Origin of the sequence: Pantoea sp. BR_17 (assembly GCF_041955125.1) — a bacterium.
Classification (GTDB): domain Bacteria; phylum Pseudomonadota; class Gammaproteobacteria; order Enterobacterales; family Enterobacteriaceae; genus Pantoea; species Pantoea stewartii.
This window is the reverse complement of record NZ_JAVAXT010000005.1, coordinates 201,184-217,664: the sequence shown is the minus strand read 5'-3', so window position 1 is coordinate 217,664 and position 16,481 is coordinate 201,184. Positions and strand designations below refer to the sequence as shown.

Annotated in this window: 14 protein-coding genes and 2 pseudogenes; 3 read left to right on the top strand and 13 right to left on the bottom strand. The window is 54.7% G+C overall.

Annotation, left to right across the window (positions count from 1 at the left end; genetic code table 11):
* Positions 1-124: 124 nt before the first annotated feature.
* Complete coding sequence (locus RAC60_RS10605) at positions 125-1,465, top strand: MFS transporter (RefSeq protein WP_033739396.1); 1,341 nt, start codon at positions 125-127, stop codon at positions 1,463-1,465.
* A 514-nt stretch (positions 1,466-1,979) separates the two neighbouring features.
* On the opposite strand, the gene RAC60_RS10600 is transcribed toward RAC60_RS10605, so the two are convergent.
* The 4 genes from RAC60_RS10600 to RAC60_RS10585 are packed head-to-tail and all read right to left on the bottom strand — an operon-like array spanning position 1,980 to position 5,930.
* Positions 1,980-3,332, bottom strand: a complete 1,353-nt coding sequence (locus RAC60_RS10600) for an MFS transporter (RefSeq protein WP_033739395.1) — start codon at positions 3,330-3,332, stop codon at positions 1,980-1,982.
* 38 nt (positions 3,333-3,370) lie between these two features.
* On the bottom strand, positions 3,371-4,303 hold the full coding sequence (locus RAC60_RS10595; protein ID WP_058702312.1) for an SMP-30/gluconolactonase/LRE family protein: 933 nt from the start codon (positions 4,301-4,303) through the stop codon (positions 3,371-3,373).
* Entirely contained in the window at positions 4,300-5,238 is a 939-nt protein-coding gene (locus RAC60_RS10590; RefSeq protein ID WP_058702313.1) for a hydroxyacid dehydrogenase, read from the bottom strand. Before RAC60_RS10590 ends, RAC60_RS10595 begins: the two co-directional genes overlap by 4 nt.
* A complete protein-coding gene (locus tag RAC60_RS10585; protein ID WP_054633280.1) occupies positions 5,238-5,930 on the bottom strand; it encodes a diguanylate cyclase in 693 nt (230 codons plus the stop codon). Before RAC60_RS10585 ends, RAC60_RS10590 begins: the two co-directional genes overlap by 1 nt.
* Positions 5,931-6,105: 175 nt before the next feature.
* On the opposite strand from RAC60_RS10585, the gene RAC60_RS10580 reads away from it, so the two are divergent.
* The gene (locus RAC60_RS10580) at positions 6,106-6,819 is read left to right on the top strand and encodes an IclR family transcriptional regulator (RefSeq protein WP_058702315.1); all 714 of its coding nucleotides are present in this window, start codon (positions 6,106-6,108) and stop codon (positions 6,817-6,819) included.
* Between the two features lie 223 nt (positions 6,820-7,042).
* On the opposite strand, the gene RAC60_RS10575 is transcribed toward RAC60_RS10580, so the two are convergent.
* The 8 genes from RAC60_RS10575 to RAC60_RS10540 all read right to left on the bottom strand — a co-directional run bounded on the left by RAC60_RS10575 (position 7,043) and on the right by RAC60_RS10540 (position 15,176).
* Entirely contained in the window at positions 7,043-7,801 is a 759-nt protein-coding gene (locus RAC60_RS10575) for an ABC transporter ATP-binding protein (RefSeq protein WP_058702316.1), read from the bottom strand.
* Positions 7,798-8,790, bottom strand: a complete 993-nt coding sequence (locus tag RAC60_RS10570; RefSeq protein ID WP_375093612.1) for an iron chelate uptake ABC transporter family permease subunit — start codon at positions 8,788-8,790, stop codon at positions 7,798-7,800. Before RAC60_RS10570 ends, RAC60_RS10575 begins: the two co-directional genes overlap by 4 nt.
* Positions 8,780-9,739 carry an ABC transporter permease gene (locus tag RAC60_RS10565; RefSeq protein WP_058702318.1) on the bottom strand — a complete coding sequence of 320 codons (960 nt, stop codon included), beginning with the start codon at positions 9,737-9,739 and terminating at the stop codon, positions 8,780-8,782. The genes RAC60_RS10570 and RAC60_RS10565 overlap by 11 nt, the downstream gene beginning before the upstream one ends.
* Positions 9,736-10,677 carry a siderophore ABC transporter substrate-binding protein gene (locus RAC60_RS10560; protein ID WP_058702319.1) on the bottom strand — a complete coding sequence of 314 codons (942 nt, stop codon included), beginning with the start codon at positions 10,675-10,677 and terminating at the stop codon, positions 9,736-9,738. Before RAC60_RS10560 ends, RAC60_RS10565 begins: the two co-directional genes overlap by 4 nt.
* Positions 10,678-10,795: 118 nt before the next feature.
* Positions 10,796-12,943, bottom strand: a complete 2,148-nt coding sequence (locus RAC60_RS10555) for a TonB-dependent receptor domain-containing protein (protein WP_058702320.1) — start codon at positions 12,941-12,943, stop codon at positions 10,796-10,798.
* Between the two features lie 753 nt (positions 12,944-13,696).
* Positions 13,697-14,161 (bottom strand): hypothetical protein, encoded by a 465-nt coding sequence (locus RAC60_RS10550; protein ID WP_375093610.1) that lies wholly within the window; start codon positions 14,159-14,161, stop codon positions 13,697-13,699.
* Positions 14,130-14,576 carry a hypothetical protein gene (locus RAC60_RS10545; RefSeq protein ID WP_375093608.1) on the bottom strand — a complete coding sequence of 149 codons (447 nt, stop codon included), beginning with the start codon at positions 14,574-14,576 and terminating at the stop codon, positions 14,130-14,132. The genes RAC60_RS10550 and RAC60_RS10545 overlap by 32 nt, the downstream gene beginning before the upstream one ends.
* A 423-nt stretch (positions 14,577-14,999) precedes the next feature.
* Entirely contained in the window at positions 15,000-15,176 is a 177-nt protein-coding gene (locus tag RAC60_RS10540) for a hypothetical protein (RefSeq protein WP_375093606.1), read from the bottom strand.
* 667 nt (positions 15,177-15,843) lie between these two features.
* Here RAC60_RS10540 and RAC60_RS10535 point away from each other — a divergent pair.
* Positions 15,844-15,957 (top strand): annotated as a pseudogene (locus tag RAC60_RS10535) (transposase); the annotation flags it as partial.
* A 33-nt stretch (positions 15,958-15,990) separates the two neighbouring features.
* On the opposite strand, the pseudogene RAC60_RS10530 reads toward RAC60_RS10535, so the two are convergent.
* Positions 15,991-16,424: pseudogene (locus RAC60_RS10530) on the bottom strand (IS21 family transposase); the annotation flags it as partial.
* Positions 16,425-16,481: the final 57 nt, after the last annotated feature.

The window sequence follows — 16,481 nt, the reverse complement described above, 5'->3', positions numbered from 1 at the left end:
AACATTTGCCAGCACAGGAAAAAGTTTCGCCAGATAATGAGTGTACTTTGTACACCATAGTTTTACAGAGTAAAACATGAAGTTTACCCAGATGTAAAACCATGAACCTTCTGTGAGGAACACCATGTCTGAAAAGAGACCCAATGTGGCCATAACCTCCGATATAGAGCAGCAGACGGTAAAGCGTGTTATATGGCGCATTCTGCCGTTTCTGATTGTCTGTTATCTGATCGCTATCATTGACCGGGGCAATATCGGAATGGCGGCCCTGCAGATGAATGAAGATCTCGGGCTGACCAAAGCGGTGTTCGGCCTGGCGAGCAGCCTGTTTTTTGTGGGGTATTTTCTGTTTGAAGTGCCCAGCAATCTGGCGATGCAAAAGATCGGGGCGAAGATCTGGATATCGCGCATTATGGTGACGTGGGGCATCGTGTCGGTCTGCACGGCCTTTGTCTCCAGTGCCGGGATGCTTTATTTCCTGCGCTTTTTACTGGGCGCGGCGGAGGCGGGCTTTTTCCCTGGCGTGATCCTCTACCTGACCTACTGGATCCCCGGTAAATACCGCGCCCGCGTCATTGCGACCTTTATGGTGGCTATCCCGGCAGCAAACTTTATCGGCTCACCGATCTCCGGGGCCATCCTGTCACTGGATGGCTGGTTTGGCTTACGTGGCTGGCACTGGCTGTTTATTTTAGAAGGCTTCCCGGCCATCCTTTTAGGAATAGCCGCCTTTTTCCTGTTAAGCAACCGCCCGGAAAACGCGACCTGGCTGACGGAAGCACAGCGCAACTGGCTTAGCACAACGTTGGCGGACGAGAATGCGAAACGTAAGGTGATCGGTCATATCTCGCTGTGGCAGTTACTGCGACACAAGCACATCTGGGTGATGGCCTTAATTTATGCCGGTGCCTCGGCGGCAGGTTCCACGCTCAGCGTCTGGTCGCCACAATTACTCAAGTCGTTCGGACTCGACAACTTCACGACCGGTCTGGTGAACGCCATTCCTTACGGCCTGGCGTCCGTGTTGATGATCGTCTGGGGCCGCAGTTCCGACCGTACGGGCGAACGTCGCTGGCACACGGCGCTGACGCTGTTCCTTATTGCGGGTGGGCTACTGTCGGCTTTCCTGACGCAGTCGCTGGCGGGCAGCGTGGTCATTTTGTCGCTGGTGCTGATTGGCGCGTACTCCATGAAAGGGCCGTTCTGGGCACTGGCTTCCGGCTGGCTGTCGTCCAGCACGGCAGCGGCGGGCCTGGCGGCTATCGGTGCCATGGCGAACCTGATTGGCGGCGGGCTGATGGTTAACGTGTACGGGATCATCAACGAGCAGACGGGCAGTCATGCGCTGGCCATGGTTCCGCTGGCCGTGCTCTGCGGGGCGGGCGGTATCGCAGTGCTGATCATGGGCCGCAAAAGCGCGACCAGAATCGAAGCGGATCACAGCCTGTCGACCGTCAGCAAATAAGTCGCATCGCTGACATCACTGAAGCGCCTCCGGGCGCTTTTTTTATACCGGAGAAAAGTGAAGGTGAGGCGAACCGCAGGAATGCCGGGAAGGACCGGTGCCGTGTTCGGTTCCGCCATCCTTATCGGGCAGGCCGAGCGCTCTGATGTTGCAAGAACGCCTGTATACCGTTTCAGCCCGCTCTGCTCCATGTGCTCGCCTGCCATCGTGATGGGATACTTCCCGGAAACCGGTATCGGTTATCGGAAATACCGGGCCGCGATCAGCAGACGAACGCGAACGTTGTTGCGGTGGGAAAGACAACGGCGTGGAAAAACAGTCTGCATGCGCAGGAACGGCGGCAGGAAGGAGGATAATGGAGAAATGAAGCCGTGGGGGATAAAACCACGCCGCCTCTGATATTGGCGTGGCTTTGTGTCCATTCAGATCGTGCGTCGGGGTTAGTTAACTGAGGCCATAATCCGAGGGGACATCACGCCACCCTGAATGTCGGCGGCGTGGTCGTTTTGTCCGGTCAGGTGTGACGGTAAGGATCCTTGACGGACGCTACGCAGAAGGCTCCCAGCAGCAGCACCGCCGACACCGCCAGCAGTGCCCACATAAAGCCACCGCTGGTCTGGCGCACATAGCCAATAAGCGAAGGGCCCACGAAGCCGCCCAGATTACCAATCGAGACAATCATCGCCAGTCCGCCCGCCGCCGCGCTCCCTGTCAAAAAACCGGAAGGCAGCGCCCAGAATGATGCCTGAAATGCCAGGATGCCGCTCACAGTGAAACACAGCGCAAGCATTTTGAGGACGGGTTCATCAATGAGGGCGCTGCAGCCTAACGCCACGGCGGCGATCACCAGCGCCGCGCTGATCCAGCGAATACGGTGGCGGGAAGCATTCGCGCGCTGTGCCCAAAACAGCATGCTGAAGGCGCCACAGATATAGGGCAACGCGGTCAGAAAACCCGTCGCGGTGTGGCTGACGCCAAGCTGTTTGATAATCTGCGGCATCCACAAACCTACGCCAATTGAGCCGACAATGCCGCAAAAGTTAATAAAAGCCAGAAGGTAGAGCAGGGGATTACGCATTGCATCCCGCAGGCTGGAACCGTGTGCCTGTTCGATCTTTTTCTGTTCATTCGCCAGCCGCCTGCTCAGCAATGCTTTTTCCGCCTCGCTTAGCCAGCCCGCTTTGGCCGGACGGTCATGTAAAAAGAACAGGCACATGACACCAAGTATTACCGCCGGAAAGCCTTCCAGCAGCAACAGCCACTGCCAGTTGCGGATAGTGTCGTGTCCGGTAATTTGCATCAACATGCCGGATAACGGCGCACCGATAATATTCGCCACGGGAATGCCGACCAGAAAGGCGGCCGTGATTTTGGCGCGCCAGCTGCCGGGGAACCAGTAGGTAAAAAACAGGTAAATGCCCGGGGTGAAGCCCGCTTCCGCCACGCCCAGGCAGAAACGGGCAAAGGCAAAGCTGACGGGACCGGTGACGAAGGCGGTGGCCATGGAGATCAACCCCCACGAAATCATAATGCGGGCGATCCAGATGCGGGCACCTACTTTTTGCATGATCAGATTACTGGGCACTTCGAAAAGGAAATACCCGATAAAGAACATGCCCGCGCCAAAGCCAAACTGCTCTGCTGTAATCCCTAAATCCGCGTTCATGCCCAGCGCGGCAAAGCTGACATTCGTGCGATCCAGATAACTGACCACGTAGCAGATAAAAATAAAAGGCAGGATACGGCGAAAGGCTTTGCCTGCCGCGACTTCACTTTGTTCAAAATCCGTTTGAGTCATGCCGTCATGGGACACGGGCACGTCATCCTGCTCCGTCATTGAGCGGGAAGGCGTTGAGTGCAGATTCATGGTTGTCTCCGCTGCGTTGCGTCAACGCAGAGTTATTCTCAGAGAAAAGCAGTGGAAAGAAAGGGCAGCGGGTGGCCTGGCGTTTGCATTGAGCAGGTAAGAATGCTGCCGCTGACAGATTCGGTGATAAATAACTGCCGGCGCTGATCGCCGCCAAAACAGAGGTTGGTGGTGGATCGTCCGACCGGGCTGGTCAGAATCTCAATCGGCTCTGCCAGATCGTTTAACAGCCAGACGCGGCCCAGCCCCGGGTTAGCAATCAGCAGTTCGCCCTGCGCGTTGACGGCGATACCATCAGGACCGCTTGGCCCGTGCGAGGTAAAGAACTGGCCGACTTTGCTGACCGATCCGTCACGCTGAAGCGGTACGCGCCAGATCGCATTGCCGCGCGTCATGGCGACATACAGCACCTTCTCGTCGGGTGACAGCACCAGGCCGTTTGGGCTCGGGCAGTTATCCAGCAGAACGGACAGTTGCCCGTCCTGGCTGAGCCGGTAAACGCGTCCGGACGGATCGTGCAGCCCCGTTTGCCCCTGATCGGTGAAATAAAGATTGCCCCGGCTGTCAGGGGTAAGATCGTTCACGCCGCGAAAACTTTCGCTGTTACGGCGCGAGAGCCACGGCGCGATCGTGTTCTCCTTGAGGCACAGCTTCATCAGGCCGTGACGGTAATCCGTGATCAGAAGCGTATCGGGATCGGTCAGTTTCATGCCGTTGGGTTCGCCGTCGTACTGCACGACGAGCTCCCAGTTGCCCGCCATATCGACACGGAATATGCGGCCATACGGAATATCGGTCAGGTACAGGCAACCCGAGGGATGCCAGACCGGCCCTTCCAGAAACGAATCGGTCAGTTGGCCGCCGCGATTAGCGGCCGCCCAGGCATTGTGGCTGTCAGGTTGGCGGAAACGATCGGGCAGCCGGGTAAATACCGTGGTCTGCCTGATCTCCGGTGTAGTCAGGCACATCATACCGTCGCTTCCTTCTGCGCTAAGATCTTCAGCAGATTGGTCACGGAAGCCGTCCCCATTTTCACGTAAGAGTTATCGCTCACGCCGCCGATGTGCGGGGTAATAATGACGTTTTCTACCGTCTGCCAGAGGTTGGGCGCGGTCAGCGGCTCCACAGTAAAGCTGTCCAGCGCCGCCCAACTGAGCCTGCCGCTCCTGAGCGCGCGTTCCAGAGCATCGTCATCAATCAGTCCACCGCGTGCGGTATTCACCAGCACGGCGCCGGGTTTGAACTGTGCCAGCGCCTGGTCATTAATCATCTGGCTGTTTTGCGCGGTCAGCGGACAGTGCAGCGACACTATATCCGCGCGCGCATACAGCGTGGCTAAGTCGTCCACCTGCTCACAGCCCGCGGGCAGCGTTTTCGCCCAGGGATCGTAAGCAATAACCTGCATACCAAACACGCGGCCAATATCGGCCACCCGGCCGCCAATCGCGCCGAGGCCCACGAGCCCGAGCGTCCGGCCTTCCAGTTCAAGGGACTTGTGGCTGGATTTGTCCCAGTGCCCTTCACGCATCCGGCGATTCAGCGGAATCAGGGATTTGGTGCAGGCCAGAATCATTGCCCAGGTATGTTCAGCCACCGCCGCCGCGTTGGCACCCGGCGCAGACTGAACGCTGATGTTTCGTTCGGCCGCCGCGGCTTGATCAATAACGTCAATGCCGCTGCCATGTTTGGAGATCACGCGCAGCGCAGGCGCGGCGTCCATGATGCGGGCGTTAATTTTTCCATAGCGCACCACGATTCCGACGGGATTATACTGCTGGCACAGCGCGACCAGATCGTCTTCGGTTGGCCTGGTGCCCGCAAACACCACTTCATAATCGTTCAGCATCGCAAGCGCGGCGGGGGCGATGTCAGCGCCGGTAATAATGACAGTATCCTGTTTGCGCATCAGAGTTCCTCCCCTTCCGCTAACATGCCTGCTGCACGCAGGGCACCGTTCAGCCAGGTCGGTCTTTTGTCCCCGGCTTTGATTGCCGCAATACGGCGGGTTTCCATATCCAGCTTTTTCGCCGCGAGTTCCAGCACCAATTCGACCTCGTCACGTGGGACGACCACCACACCATCGATATCACCGACCACCAGATCGCCCGCGTTGATCGTCGCACCGGCCACAGAAACCGGGTAATTCACACGACCGGGAATCAGCTTGGTCGGGCCACATGGATTCAGGCCAGCGGCGAAAATCGGATAGGTGTGGTTGCTCAGCGCATCCGCATCCCTGACCGCGCCATCGATGATAATGCCGGCAATGCCGGACGCTTCTGCCTGGGTCGCCATGATTTCGCCTAGCAGCGCACAACTGATATCGCCTTTACCGTCTACCACGATGACATCGCCGGGTTTGGCCACCGCCAGCGCAGCATGGATCGCCAGGTTATCACCTGAACGCACTTCCACCGTTACCGCCGGTCCGGCCACTTTCATATGCGCACCCAGTGGCTTAACGCGGCCATGGAGCGTGCCTCGTCTGCCCGCGACATCCGCAATAATCGCGGCCTGAAATTCAGCGGCACGTCTGACATAATCATGACTGACTCGCGTAACGTCGCGGTTGATCATCGGTTTTTCGTTCGCGGACATGGGTCACCTCACAGGTTTGATGTTTTACAGAGTAAAACTGTGTTGTACATAATGAAATTACTATATCGGTGACACTGACGCTCGCGCCAGTGTTGCGAGCTTGTTTGTGATGTAAATAAGATGTGACTCACAGTTTCAGGTACACTCAGTGCCAGCAAAAATCAGGAGAAGCGAAATGGGAAACGAAGGAGTTAATGCGGTAGAGAAGGCGCTGGCATTGCTGGATTGTTTTAAGCCAGGCGAAGAAAGCCTGTCCCTGACGGCGCTGTCGCAGCTCTCGGGCTACCACAAAACCACCGTTTATCGCCTGATGAATTCGCTGGAACGCATGAGTTATGTAGTCAGACGGGATAACGGGATTTATATCCTGGGACCAAGACTGCTGTATCTGGGCAAGCTCTACGAACAGTCGTTTCATCTGGCCAGCGTGGTCCAGCCCGAGCTACAGGCGCTGGCTTCGGCCACCCATGAAAGCGCCAGCTGGTATGTGATTGATAACGGTCAGCGTCTTTGCGTCTTCCGTGCGGAATCGTCGGATGGCCTGCGCCATACGCGACTGCCGGGCTCGCTTTATCCTCTGGATAACTCGGCGATTAGCCAGGTGCTGCGTTACTGGGGAATGGGCGAACCCCTGTTTGCTGAGACACCGGACTTACCGCTCTATACGTCGGGGGCGCGCGATCCGCACACTGCCGCCTTTGCCATCCCGGTGTTTGGCGAAGGGGATAAATTAACGGCCGCCCTGGCGCTGACCGGTCCGTCATCACGCTTAACCCTGGACCGCAAAGCGGCAGGGCTGGGTGACCTGATGCGGGAAAGTGCCGCCAGATTGTCGGCTCAGTTAGGGGCCAGAAAGCCGTTTTGCGATGGGGTTTACTGGGGTAAATAGCGGGCAGTGCCGCGCGGTTGGGTCAAGAACCGTTCGGCGGCTGAGCAGGGCAGGCATGTGCTGCCGTCCTCCGCCCCGTGGGCAGGCAGAACTCCGACATATATTCTACTGCTGAGCCGGGCGCATCCGCGTTTCTCCGCTTGCCTGCAATCGGCCAGTGATAAAGCGGACCGCGCGGCGACTTCCACGGCTCCGCTTCCGCGCCACGAAAGCGTGAGTCAGGTTAGCGGTAATAGATCGCTATCCGCTGTTCCGCCACCGTTTCAATCGCCACCGGAATCTCAAACAGCCGCGTCAGCACGTCCGGCTGCATGATGTCGGCTGGCGTACCGCGCATAAAAACGGCGCCGTTTTTCATGGCAATGATGTAGTCGGAATAGGCGGAGGCGAAATTGATATCATGAATGACCAGAATGATGGATTTGCGCAGTTCATCCGCCGCTCGTCGCAATTGCTGCATCATGGTCACGCTGTGTTTCATATCCAGATTATTTAGCGGTTCATCTAACAGAACGTACTGCGTATCCTGGCACAGCACCATCGCCACAAAGGCCCGCTGCCGCTGCCCGCCGGACAACTCATCCAGATAACGCTGTGCCAGCGGCAACAAATCCAGAAAATACAGCGCCTGCTCAATATGGTGCCTGTCCGCTTCCGTTATCCGTCCTTTTGACCAGGGATAGCGGCCAAAACTGACCAGATCGTACACCGTCAGCCGATGGGTAAAATGATTCTCCTGCCGCAGCACCGACAGCACTTTCGCCAGCTGTTCAGTGTGCGCCTCGTTCACCATCAGCGAATCGATTCTGATTTCACCGCTGTCCGGCGTCAGCAGTCGGCTCATCACCGACAGCAGAGAGGATTTTCCGGCACCGTTAGGACCAATGATGGCAGTGATGCCCGACGCGGGCAGGGTTTCATTGATATTGTTGAGAACAGAAAGCGTGCCGTAGCGCTTATTCACATTCACCACTTCAATCACGTTGCCACCTTTTCAAGCACCAGATAAAGAAAGAGTCCACCGCCAACACATTCAATGATGACGGACAGCGTGCCTGCCCTGTCCAGCAGTCGCTCCAGAATGAGCTGTCCGCCGGTCAGCGTAATCATGCCGATGAGTACCACGGCAGGCAGCATCTCGCGATGACGCCATGAGCCCATGGCGGGCCAGGCCAGATTCACGATCAACAAGCCCAGAAACGTCATTGGCCCCACCAGCGCGGTTGAGATCGCTACCAGCAGGGAGATGAGCAGCAACAGACCGGTAACGTAGCGCTGAACGGGCACGCCGAGTGCGGTAGCGGTATCGCTGCCCAGCGCCAGCACGTCAAGGCGATGGCGCATGCGCCAGATGATTACCGTCACAACAGCAATGACGCTGCCTGACAACAGCAGGACGTCGCTGTCGGCGCGGGTAAAGGTGGCAAACATCCGGCTCTGTAAAACGGCAAATTCTCCCGGTGATAGCAGGCGCTGCATCAGTCCGGACAGACTGCGGAACAGCGTGCCGAACACCAGGCCTGCCAGTAAGACGCGCTGGAGTTCCAGCCCGCTGCGGATAAATAACCAGCGGTAAAGCAGCGTGGCAAACAGCATCAGAAGCGCCGTTTCGCCCAGAAACTGCACCACAGGGTAGGTCTGGCTCAACGGCGACAGGTGAATAAAAAAGACCATCAGCGTCTGAAGTAAAATAAACAGCGACTCCAGCCCCATGATCGACGGCGTAAGAATGCGGTTTTGCGTGATGGTCTGGAAAAGCAGCGTGCTGATGCCCGAGGCAAACGCAACCAGCACCATAGTCAGTAAAATCTGCCCGCGGTGTTTCAGGAGATAGCCGATATTGCCCTGCAGGTTAAGGGTCAGAAACAGCGTGCAGAGCGCAATCGCGATGACGGTCAGCAAACACAGCCGTCCGGCAGGGGAGCGCATCCTGTTCAGCACGCGAGACGGCAGCGAACACTCAACGGCCATGGCGTTTCCCCTTCATAATCAGCAGCAGAAACACCGCCGCGCCCAGTACGCCGAGCAACGTACTGACCGGGATCTCGAACGGCTGCACGATAAGCCGCCCCAGGATATCGCAGCTTACTACCAGCATAGCCCCCGTCAGCGCGACCCAGTGCACGGTGCGTCGCAGGTTATCGCCAGACAGCAGGCTGACAATATTCGGCACGATTAACCCCAGGAACGGCAGGACCCCGACGACCACGATAACCACGCCGCTGATGAGCGCAATCATCGCTATGCCCGTGAGCTGAACACGACGGTAGTTCAGCCCGACGTTTACGGAAAAGTCATGCCCTAAACCGGCGACCGTGAAGCGGTCGGCAAGCAGGCCAGCGAGCAGGGCGATCATCCCTACTAGCCACAGCAGTTCATAGCGCCCCTGCATCACGCTGGAAAAATCCCCCGATTCCCAACTGCCCAGCGCCTGCAGCAGGTCAAACTGCATCGCCAGAAAGGTGGTGACCGAACTGAAAACGGCCCCCAACATGATGCCGGTCAGCGGCACAATAAGGGCGCTTTTCTGACGAACAGGGGCGATTAACAGCATAAACAGCAGGGTACCGGCCAGGGCGAACAGGGCGGCAATGCCCATTTTGACTATGACGGGCGCGGCGGGATAAAACAGCATGACCAGCAGTAAGCCCAGACCGGCGGACTGTGTCGTGCCCACGACAGAGGGCTCGACAAAACGGTTTTGCGTCAGCATTTGCATGATTTGCCCTGCAACGCTCATGGCGCTGCCAGCCAGCACCAGCGCGACCGTGCGCGGCACGCGACTCAACCACATAATCTCCCGCATGTCGGCATCGCGCCACACGTCCATCAGTGACAGCTGCGTGACGCCCGTCATCACACTGAGCATCATCAGCGCCCCCAGCAGGATCAGGCTAAAGCTAAAGGCCACGGACTTCATTCTGGGCGGACGCCGGCTGTGCTGAGTGCCTGCCTGATCTGCTCCATCATCAGGCTGTAACTCTGGATCCCGCCAGCGAGGTACAACGAGGCCGAATCCAGCCAGATTATCTGCTGTTTTTTCCATGCCGTGGTGCGGCGCACCAGCGGATTATCCAGTACCTGCCGGGCAGAAACGCCCGCCTTGCTGCCGATGGCGCTGTCGCGATCCAGAACGAACAGCCAGTCCGGATTGGCCTGCATGATGAGTTCGGGCGAAATGGCGTTTCCGTGTTTACTGGCGGTCGGCAGGGCGATGGCCGGTCTGAACTGCAGGACATCAAAAATAAAACCAAAGCGGGAATGCGGTGTGTAAGCACTGAGTTTGCCGCCGTTGACCATCAGCATCATGGCCGTGCCTGCCTGAGCCGCCTGGCGGCGAAGGTCAGCAACCTGCGCATCAAATCTGGCCAGAACGGTGCTCGCCTGCGCCTGTTTACCCATGATTTCGCCCAGTTGCGTGGTTCGCTGACGCAGGCTGTTTAAAACATCATTGGGATCGATATCCAGCGATACGGTCGGCGCAATGTCGCTGAGTTTGTTATAGGCCGCCAGGGCTCTGCCGCCGGCCAGAATCAGATCCGGCCTGGCGCGGCTCAGGGCCTCATAGTCAGGCTCAAATAACGTGCCCGCATTGAGGTACTCATCACTGTTGTAGCGCGCCAGATGGGCCGGATAGCTTATCGCGGTCCGGGGCACGCCCAGCGGATGAATTCCTAACGCATCGGCACTGTCCAGCGTTACCGGGTTTAAGATCACCACACGTTGGGGATGCAGAGGAATGGCCGTTGTGCCCTGAAAATGCGACAGCTGGACGGTGGGGGCGTCGCTGGCCGACGCTAACGGCGCGCTCAGTAAGCAGGCGAGCGCCAGTAAACCTGCCAGACGGGAAAAACGCATACCTTCTCCTTGTACGTTGTCATTGTCCGTAAAAGTGTGCCCGGTTGTCGGGCTGACCATCCGCTTTCCGCCCTGGGTACGTGGTATGTTCAGCAGGGCGAGCGGACCCTCAGTGTTATCAGAACGAAGCCGTCACGGAGGCGTACAGTGTTCGTCCGGGAACGTAATAGTTATTGCCGCTGGTGGTACTGGCAGAGGGTTGCGCGGACACCGGATTTTTATCGAAAAGGTTATCGACGCCCATGTTGAATTTCAGATGCCTGGTCGCCCGGTACTGCCCGGACAGGCCATAAATCATATAGGCCTGGCGGATACGTGCAGTTGCGGTATTGCCGCGTGCGGCCTGATCCGCGCGGTTATTCAGCCCCAGCATTTTTCCGTAGTATTTGGCGGTCATCGACAGACTGATCGCCTCATTGACCTGCCAGTCCAGCGAGGACCAGGTGGCGAGTTTTGGTGTGGTCACCAACATGACGCCCAGTGTGTCTTCCGCTTTAATCATGCGCGTGAAAGTGTTATTCAGGGTCAGGCTTTTCAGCCAGGGGCCTTTCTCTTCCGTAATCAGAGGCACCGTCAGGCTGCCTTCCACGCCCTGCGTGCGGGCGGTATCCAGATTGACGCGCTTCAGCCAGTAGCTACCGGACGCATCGCCCGGAATATAGCCCACCGGCGCGGAAGCAATTTTGTCCTGAAAGCGGCTGTCAAAGAAGGTTAAGCCCACGCCCCATCCCGCATAATCGTACAGGGCGCCCACTTCCCAGTTCTGCGACAATTCAGGCTTCAGCGCGTCATTCCCCAGGGTATAGCAGCTCCCGCCCTGGTAATCGGCATAGCCGTTACAGCCGGCACCGCGGGAGGTTTCGATAAAGCCTTTGCTGGCCTGACGAACGCTGGGCGCCTTAAAGCCTTCGGAATAGCCGCCTTTCAACGTCAGAGCATCCGTGGCTTGCCAGACAAGATAGGCGCGTGGCGTGGTCCGGTTGCCGTAATCGGTATTATCCCGGCGCAGGCCCAGCGTCAGGGCCAGATCGTCCCGCAGGTCAATGTGGTTTTCGATGAAGATGCCGGTGCTTTTCGCTTCGCCAGTATGTTTACCAAAGGTATCGGCCGCGTCGGCTGTCACGCCCAGCGAGCGTGGGTTATGCAGCTCTTCTTTTTTCCATTGCGCGCCCACGGTCAGGTTTTGGGGCAAACCGAGTTCGAAGGGCAGGTTGAGATCGCCTTCAATAATGGATTCTTTATTCCACAACGTGCTGTCCTCGCTGCCCGTCACCGCGCCGTTGGCGATAACCGGTACGTCCGACACCCAGTTTTTAAATTTATTCTGATAAGCGCTTAGCTTCGCCGTGCCAAATGCAAAAATGCCGCGGTAATCCAGCGCATAGTTTTCACGCTCAAGCTTACTGGCCCCGCGCAGATTAATTTCACTGCCGTTACTGGCGACGCCGGGAAGACCTTCTTCGGTTCCCTGCTGCGTAGAGATCGTCAGCCGATGCTGGCGGGTAATATCCCAGCCCAGTTCGGCACCGTAATTTTCATTCTTGCGTCCCTCCTGACCGCTTCCCCAGCGCAGTGCGCCGGTGTCGCTTTTATCCGCCTGGCGCTTATTCCATGAACCATTCAGACGCAGGTCAAACCCTTTCCCCAGTGGGCCGCCAACGCTACCTGTCCAGGTCTGGGTACTTCCCCGCTTATCGTCCTGCGGCTGGCGCGTGCCTGCGGTTAAGGTACCGTGCCAGACATCACTGTTTTTCTTCGTGATGATATTCACCACGCCGCCCATCGCATCCGAGCCATAGAGCGCGGACATCGGTCCCCGCACCACTTCGATGCGTTCAATGGCATCAACGGGGATCCAGTTGATATCGTCGAAATAGTTTTGTTGCGTGCTTTTGATGCCGTTGCTGGAGCTCATGCGTTTGCCATCAACCAGCAACAGCGTATACGCCGCTGGCATACCGCGCAGTTGAATACCGGAGCCCACATCTGTTCCGATGGCTTTGGATACGCCCGCGACACGTTCCAGCACATCCGCAAGATCCGTGGCCGATTTACCAACGTCCTGTGCCAGTTGCTGTGCGGTAATCACGGAAATTGATGCCGGAGCATCTTTCAGACGCTGTTCGACAGCCGAAGCCGTCACCACCATCACCTCTTCATCGGGATCGGTGATCTCCGGCTCAGCAAACGCAGGTGAAGCTATGCCAAAAACGGGAATGAACAGACTGGTTTTGATACGACGGGCGAGAGGGGTTAACGACGTCATAACGGTTAATCCTTTAACGGTTGTTTGTCCTGAAGATATTTACGGGCTGATAAACAGCATAAGGCGATATATAAATGGGAATCAAATCAATAATCATTATCAGTTGGCGGTGAAATAAATGCGCAGGGTAATTGCGTGAGAATTTTAATGGTTCAGGATCGGCCGGAATGGTCTGGAAGCTGGAAAGGGTAATTGCTTTTTATGAAAGACAGGTCTTTGATATATAAAGATTTAAGACGAAGAATTTCTTCTTTTACTGACTGGATTGCTGAATGATTCCCTGCCTGTAAGTTTCTTTTTAATATTATCTTTTTTTACGTTTGGGATGATATTTACGAAAGGTAAAAGATGTTCTTGTTAATTTATATAATTGTTAAGAGGTTGCGAAAAATGACTTGGATCAATAATAAGTCTGATTATGTGAAATATTTGATTCTGTTTTGTGAAATAAGCTGGCTTAGCATAATAGCGTTATTTAAATGAATAATGGTTTTCCCGTAATGCATTGAGGTCTACCATGACGAATGGACCATTAAGTCAGTCAATATCGGATACCTGCAATAAATGATCATGCTTCTCTGGAACCGGTAAGTTTTAATGCGGGTTTCAAAGGCACAGGAGGGGACAAAAAAGCCCGCAGGGCTGGCGGAATCTGAATGTGTTTTCTATCTTTTTGAATTTAAATACAAATTACTAATTGTAAATTTATTGGTATACCTAAGCGTATACCAATTGCTTTTGTTAAATGTTTTTTTACGTAGGGGAAGGTGATGGCTTTGCATCTATCGTCAGATACGCTTTTAGACCTGAAGAGCGTTTTACGCCACGCGGATCCGAAAAGAAAGAGACACGGAGCTTTGGAGAGTCGTTCAATTTAATTGTCCAGACAGACCCGCCAATGAAATTGAACTCAATGGTTTTGTGATTGACAGACAGCGCCTCGAAAGAACCTGACGAATACTCATTGCCAACCTGCAAACTTTCAATAATCCCCTGACTCAGGCTGATGAGAGTAACAGTAAGAAACTCCTCAAAGATCACATCATCCGTTGTAAAAAGAATATACCTGTCATTGTCGACTTTAACTGAGGCTTCGAGTATCTGCCCTTTTATAGTGATACCCGTCGGTATGTTATCGATCACTACTCCAGAAACGGCCTGCTGAAAATCAGTCGCTTTACTTTTCTCAACAAGCTTTACCGAGAGAGTTTGTTCCATGACTATCCCCAAAACGCCCCATTTCAAAGGCGGCAAGTGCACCACCAACAAATCCACCAATCAAAACACAAACGGGTGCTCCGGGGCCGCATACCACACCTGCTAAAGCACCTCCCGCTATTCCTGCACCGTTAATCGCTATTTGTTTACCGGTTTCAGCAACTTTGTTTTCAGCGGTATAAATTTCATATACCGAGATGGCTAAAGAGAGGACGATAAGCCCTTTTCCTGCTCGTGAGAGCTGCAACATCTTCAGGTTAACGCTGGGATTAGATTTACCTGCAGATTCCACAATGCTGGCATACACCTGATTTTTTTGCACTTCAGAAAGGCTGGCAAAGTTTGTTTTAGGCCCAAAAAGTGAGGTCGCTTTCTTTGCGACTAACTCATTAAGCGTCTTACCCGATGACTTCATTCTTTCCGCCATTGCGCGCCCAAGTGGCGTACTGCGAGTCCTGATCATTTCCAAGATGAGATTTCGCGTTTCCTGAGCTTCTTTCGCAGCTTACTCCCATGTCAGCAATCCAGCATTAACTCGGGATCGTAAATCGTCAGCCATCTCTTTGATACGCATCGAATACTCAAGACGCAAGCGGGGATCTATGGATAGTCGAGCGCCAGCAGCAGCAACATCCCCCTGCAAGGCATAAATAGCTGCGTCAAACTGTTCACGATTTTTAGTGTCCAGTGCATTAAAAAAGAGGTGTCCATTTATTGCTCCTTTTTTAGGCGTTCAAATGTTATAAAACAGTTGCGCGGCCAGAAAGCGAGATCCTACAAAAAAAGATTTTATAAATAATCCTTCACACTGTTCACCTTTTTGTTTTATCTAATTATATCATGTGGTTAACGGGTGAAGGATGGGTGAAGGGTGACGCATATCCTTCATCACGGGTGTATGATGGGTATAAAAACCGGCTTTCGCCGGTTCAGGTTGCCATGCTGCGTTCGAATCGTCGCACTTAGGCAGCCAGTCGGCGCTGCTTTCGTCCGTCAGCCCCAGTTTGGTCTGCATCCCGAGCTATAATCGCTGCATCAGAAGATAGCTCTTATTTTGCTCACAGCAAAATGCGAGCACTTCGTGAATTATTGGGGTTAATTTCAGTCCGCTATGAGCGAGAAGCGGACGGTGAGTCATAATCGTCTGGAATCAAAAGTTTCAGACACAGTGTACTTACTCTCCTGAAAATAAACTCAGCAAAAGGAGCAAGGATGGGCGTCTTTAATAATAACGATATTCCTTTGCCAAAATGCACTGAAATCCAGCCTGCATTCTCGCGTGTACTCGAATGTGTCGTGACGAAGTTGCCCCTTTGCTTTCCTGACCTAATACACAGACTTTAAGTCTATGGCAGCGTGGCTGAAGGCAGAGCTGAGGCAGGTAAGTCTGATTTGGATATGACAATCATTTTCAGGCATAAACTCAATCAAACTACGACATAACAACTTACCGCTATTCAGGCTGAGCTTGAAAAAAATAACTCCATTATCAGTAAAATTGATTTTGATTGTGGTCTGCTGGAACAGGTTCTCGACCAGGAGAACATACTCAGCTGGGGATACTGGCTTAAACATCATTGTCGTTGCGTTTATGGAGAGGATCTGAGCCATTGACCTGCTCCCCGTTGATTAATACACCGCGATGTTAGTTACGTCTTCATCAGTCACATGAGGACATCCCCATGAAGAAGCGAATTTCCGACGAACAGATCATCAGTATTCTCCGCGAGGCCGAAGCCGGGTTTTCAGCCCTGGAACTCTGCCGCAAGCATGCCAATGCATACGCCAACTCATATTTATCTTTAGCAATACTGAAGGCTGTCTCAGTTATCCGGGTTGATAACGTGAACCGTCGAGCCGCAGAAGTCGATAAAGGGTTTTTCGCCGGCGCGGCGCTCTTGGCGCATGGAGAGACGGCGTGTCTTTTTATATTCCCGAAGAAGCGGCAGAAGTGGGAGTAACCCATTGCACACTCGTCGGCCTGAGCCTTTTAATCCATCCACAGCAGCTGCCGTATCAAGCCGGGCTTCCGCATCTCGGTATCGCAGTGAAGCAGAGCCGGCATGATGAGGTCTTAATGCGGCCGTACTTTTGCCGGGAATATGCGCTATTCCAGCGCATTATGAAATGATTCGGGCAGGGGCGATGCCAGGCCGGCGGCTCTGAAGTGTGCCAGGACCTCAACAACGGGGGGGGCGCTATTTTTCAGCGACAGTGCGATACAACATTTGGTCAGCTTCTGGTCGAATTTAAACTGAAGGATCTTAAAACAGGTTTACATAGCACTCATAGCTTTTCTCTATGGACAGCGATGGCCTCG

Bases quoted from the DNA above. Each gene is read 5' to 3' on its own strand.
- RAC60_RS10605 (WP_033739396.1), top strand. From the start codon at position 125: ATGTCTGAAAAGAGACCCAATGTGGCCATAACCTCCGATATAGAGCAG.
- RAC60_RS10600 (WP_033739395.1), bottom strand. From the start codon at position 3,332: ATGAATCTGCACTCAACGCCTTCCCGCTCAATGACGGAGCAGGATGAC.
- RAC60_RS10595 (WP_058702312.1), bottom strand. From the start codon at position 4,303: ATGATGTGCCTGACTACACCGGAGATCAGGCAGACCACGGTATTTACC.
- RAC60_RS10590 (WP_058702313.1), bottom strand. From the start codon at position 5,238: ATGCGCAAACAGGATACTGTCATTATTACCGGCGCTGACATCGCCCCC.
- RAC60_RS10585 (WP_054633280.1), bottom strand. From the start codon at position 5,930: ATGTCCGCGAACGAAAAACCGATGATCAACCGCGACGTTACGCGAGTC.
- RAC60_RS10580 (WP_058702315.1), top strand. From the start codon at position 6,106: ATGGGAAACGAAGGAGTTAATGCGGTAGAGAAGGCGCTGGCATTGCTG.
- RAC60_RS10570 (WP_375093612.1), bottom strand. From the start codon at position 8,790: ATGGCCGTTGAGTGTTCGCTGCCGTCTCGCGTGCTGAACAGGATGCGC.
- RAC60_RS10565 (WP_058702318.1), bottom strand. From the start codon at position 9,739: ATGAAGTCCGTGGCCTTTAGCTTTAGCCTGATCCTGCTGGGGGCGCTG.
- RAC60_RS10560 (WP_058702319.1), bottom strand. From the start codon at position 10,677: ATGCGTTTTTCCCGTCTGGCAGGTTTACTGGCGCTCGCCTGCTTACTG.
- RAC60_RS10555 (WP_058702320.1), bottom strand. From the start codon at position 12,943: ATGACGTCGTTAACCCCTCTCGCCCGTCGTATCAAAACCAGTCTGTTC.
- RAC60_RS10550 (WP_375093610.1), bottom strand. From the start codon at position 14,161: ATGGAACAAACTCTCTCGGTAAAGCTTGTTGAGAAAAGTAAAGCGACT.
- RAC60_RS10545 (WP_375093608.1), bottom strand. From the start codon at position 14,576: ATGAAGTCATCGGGTAAGACGCTTAATGAGTTAGTCGCAAAGAAAGCG.
- RAC60_RS10540 (WP_375093606.1), bottom strand. From the start codon at position 15,176: ATGCAGACCAAACTGGGGCTGACGGACGAAAGCAGCGCCGACTGGCTG.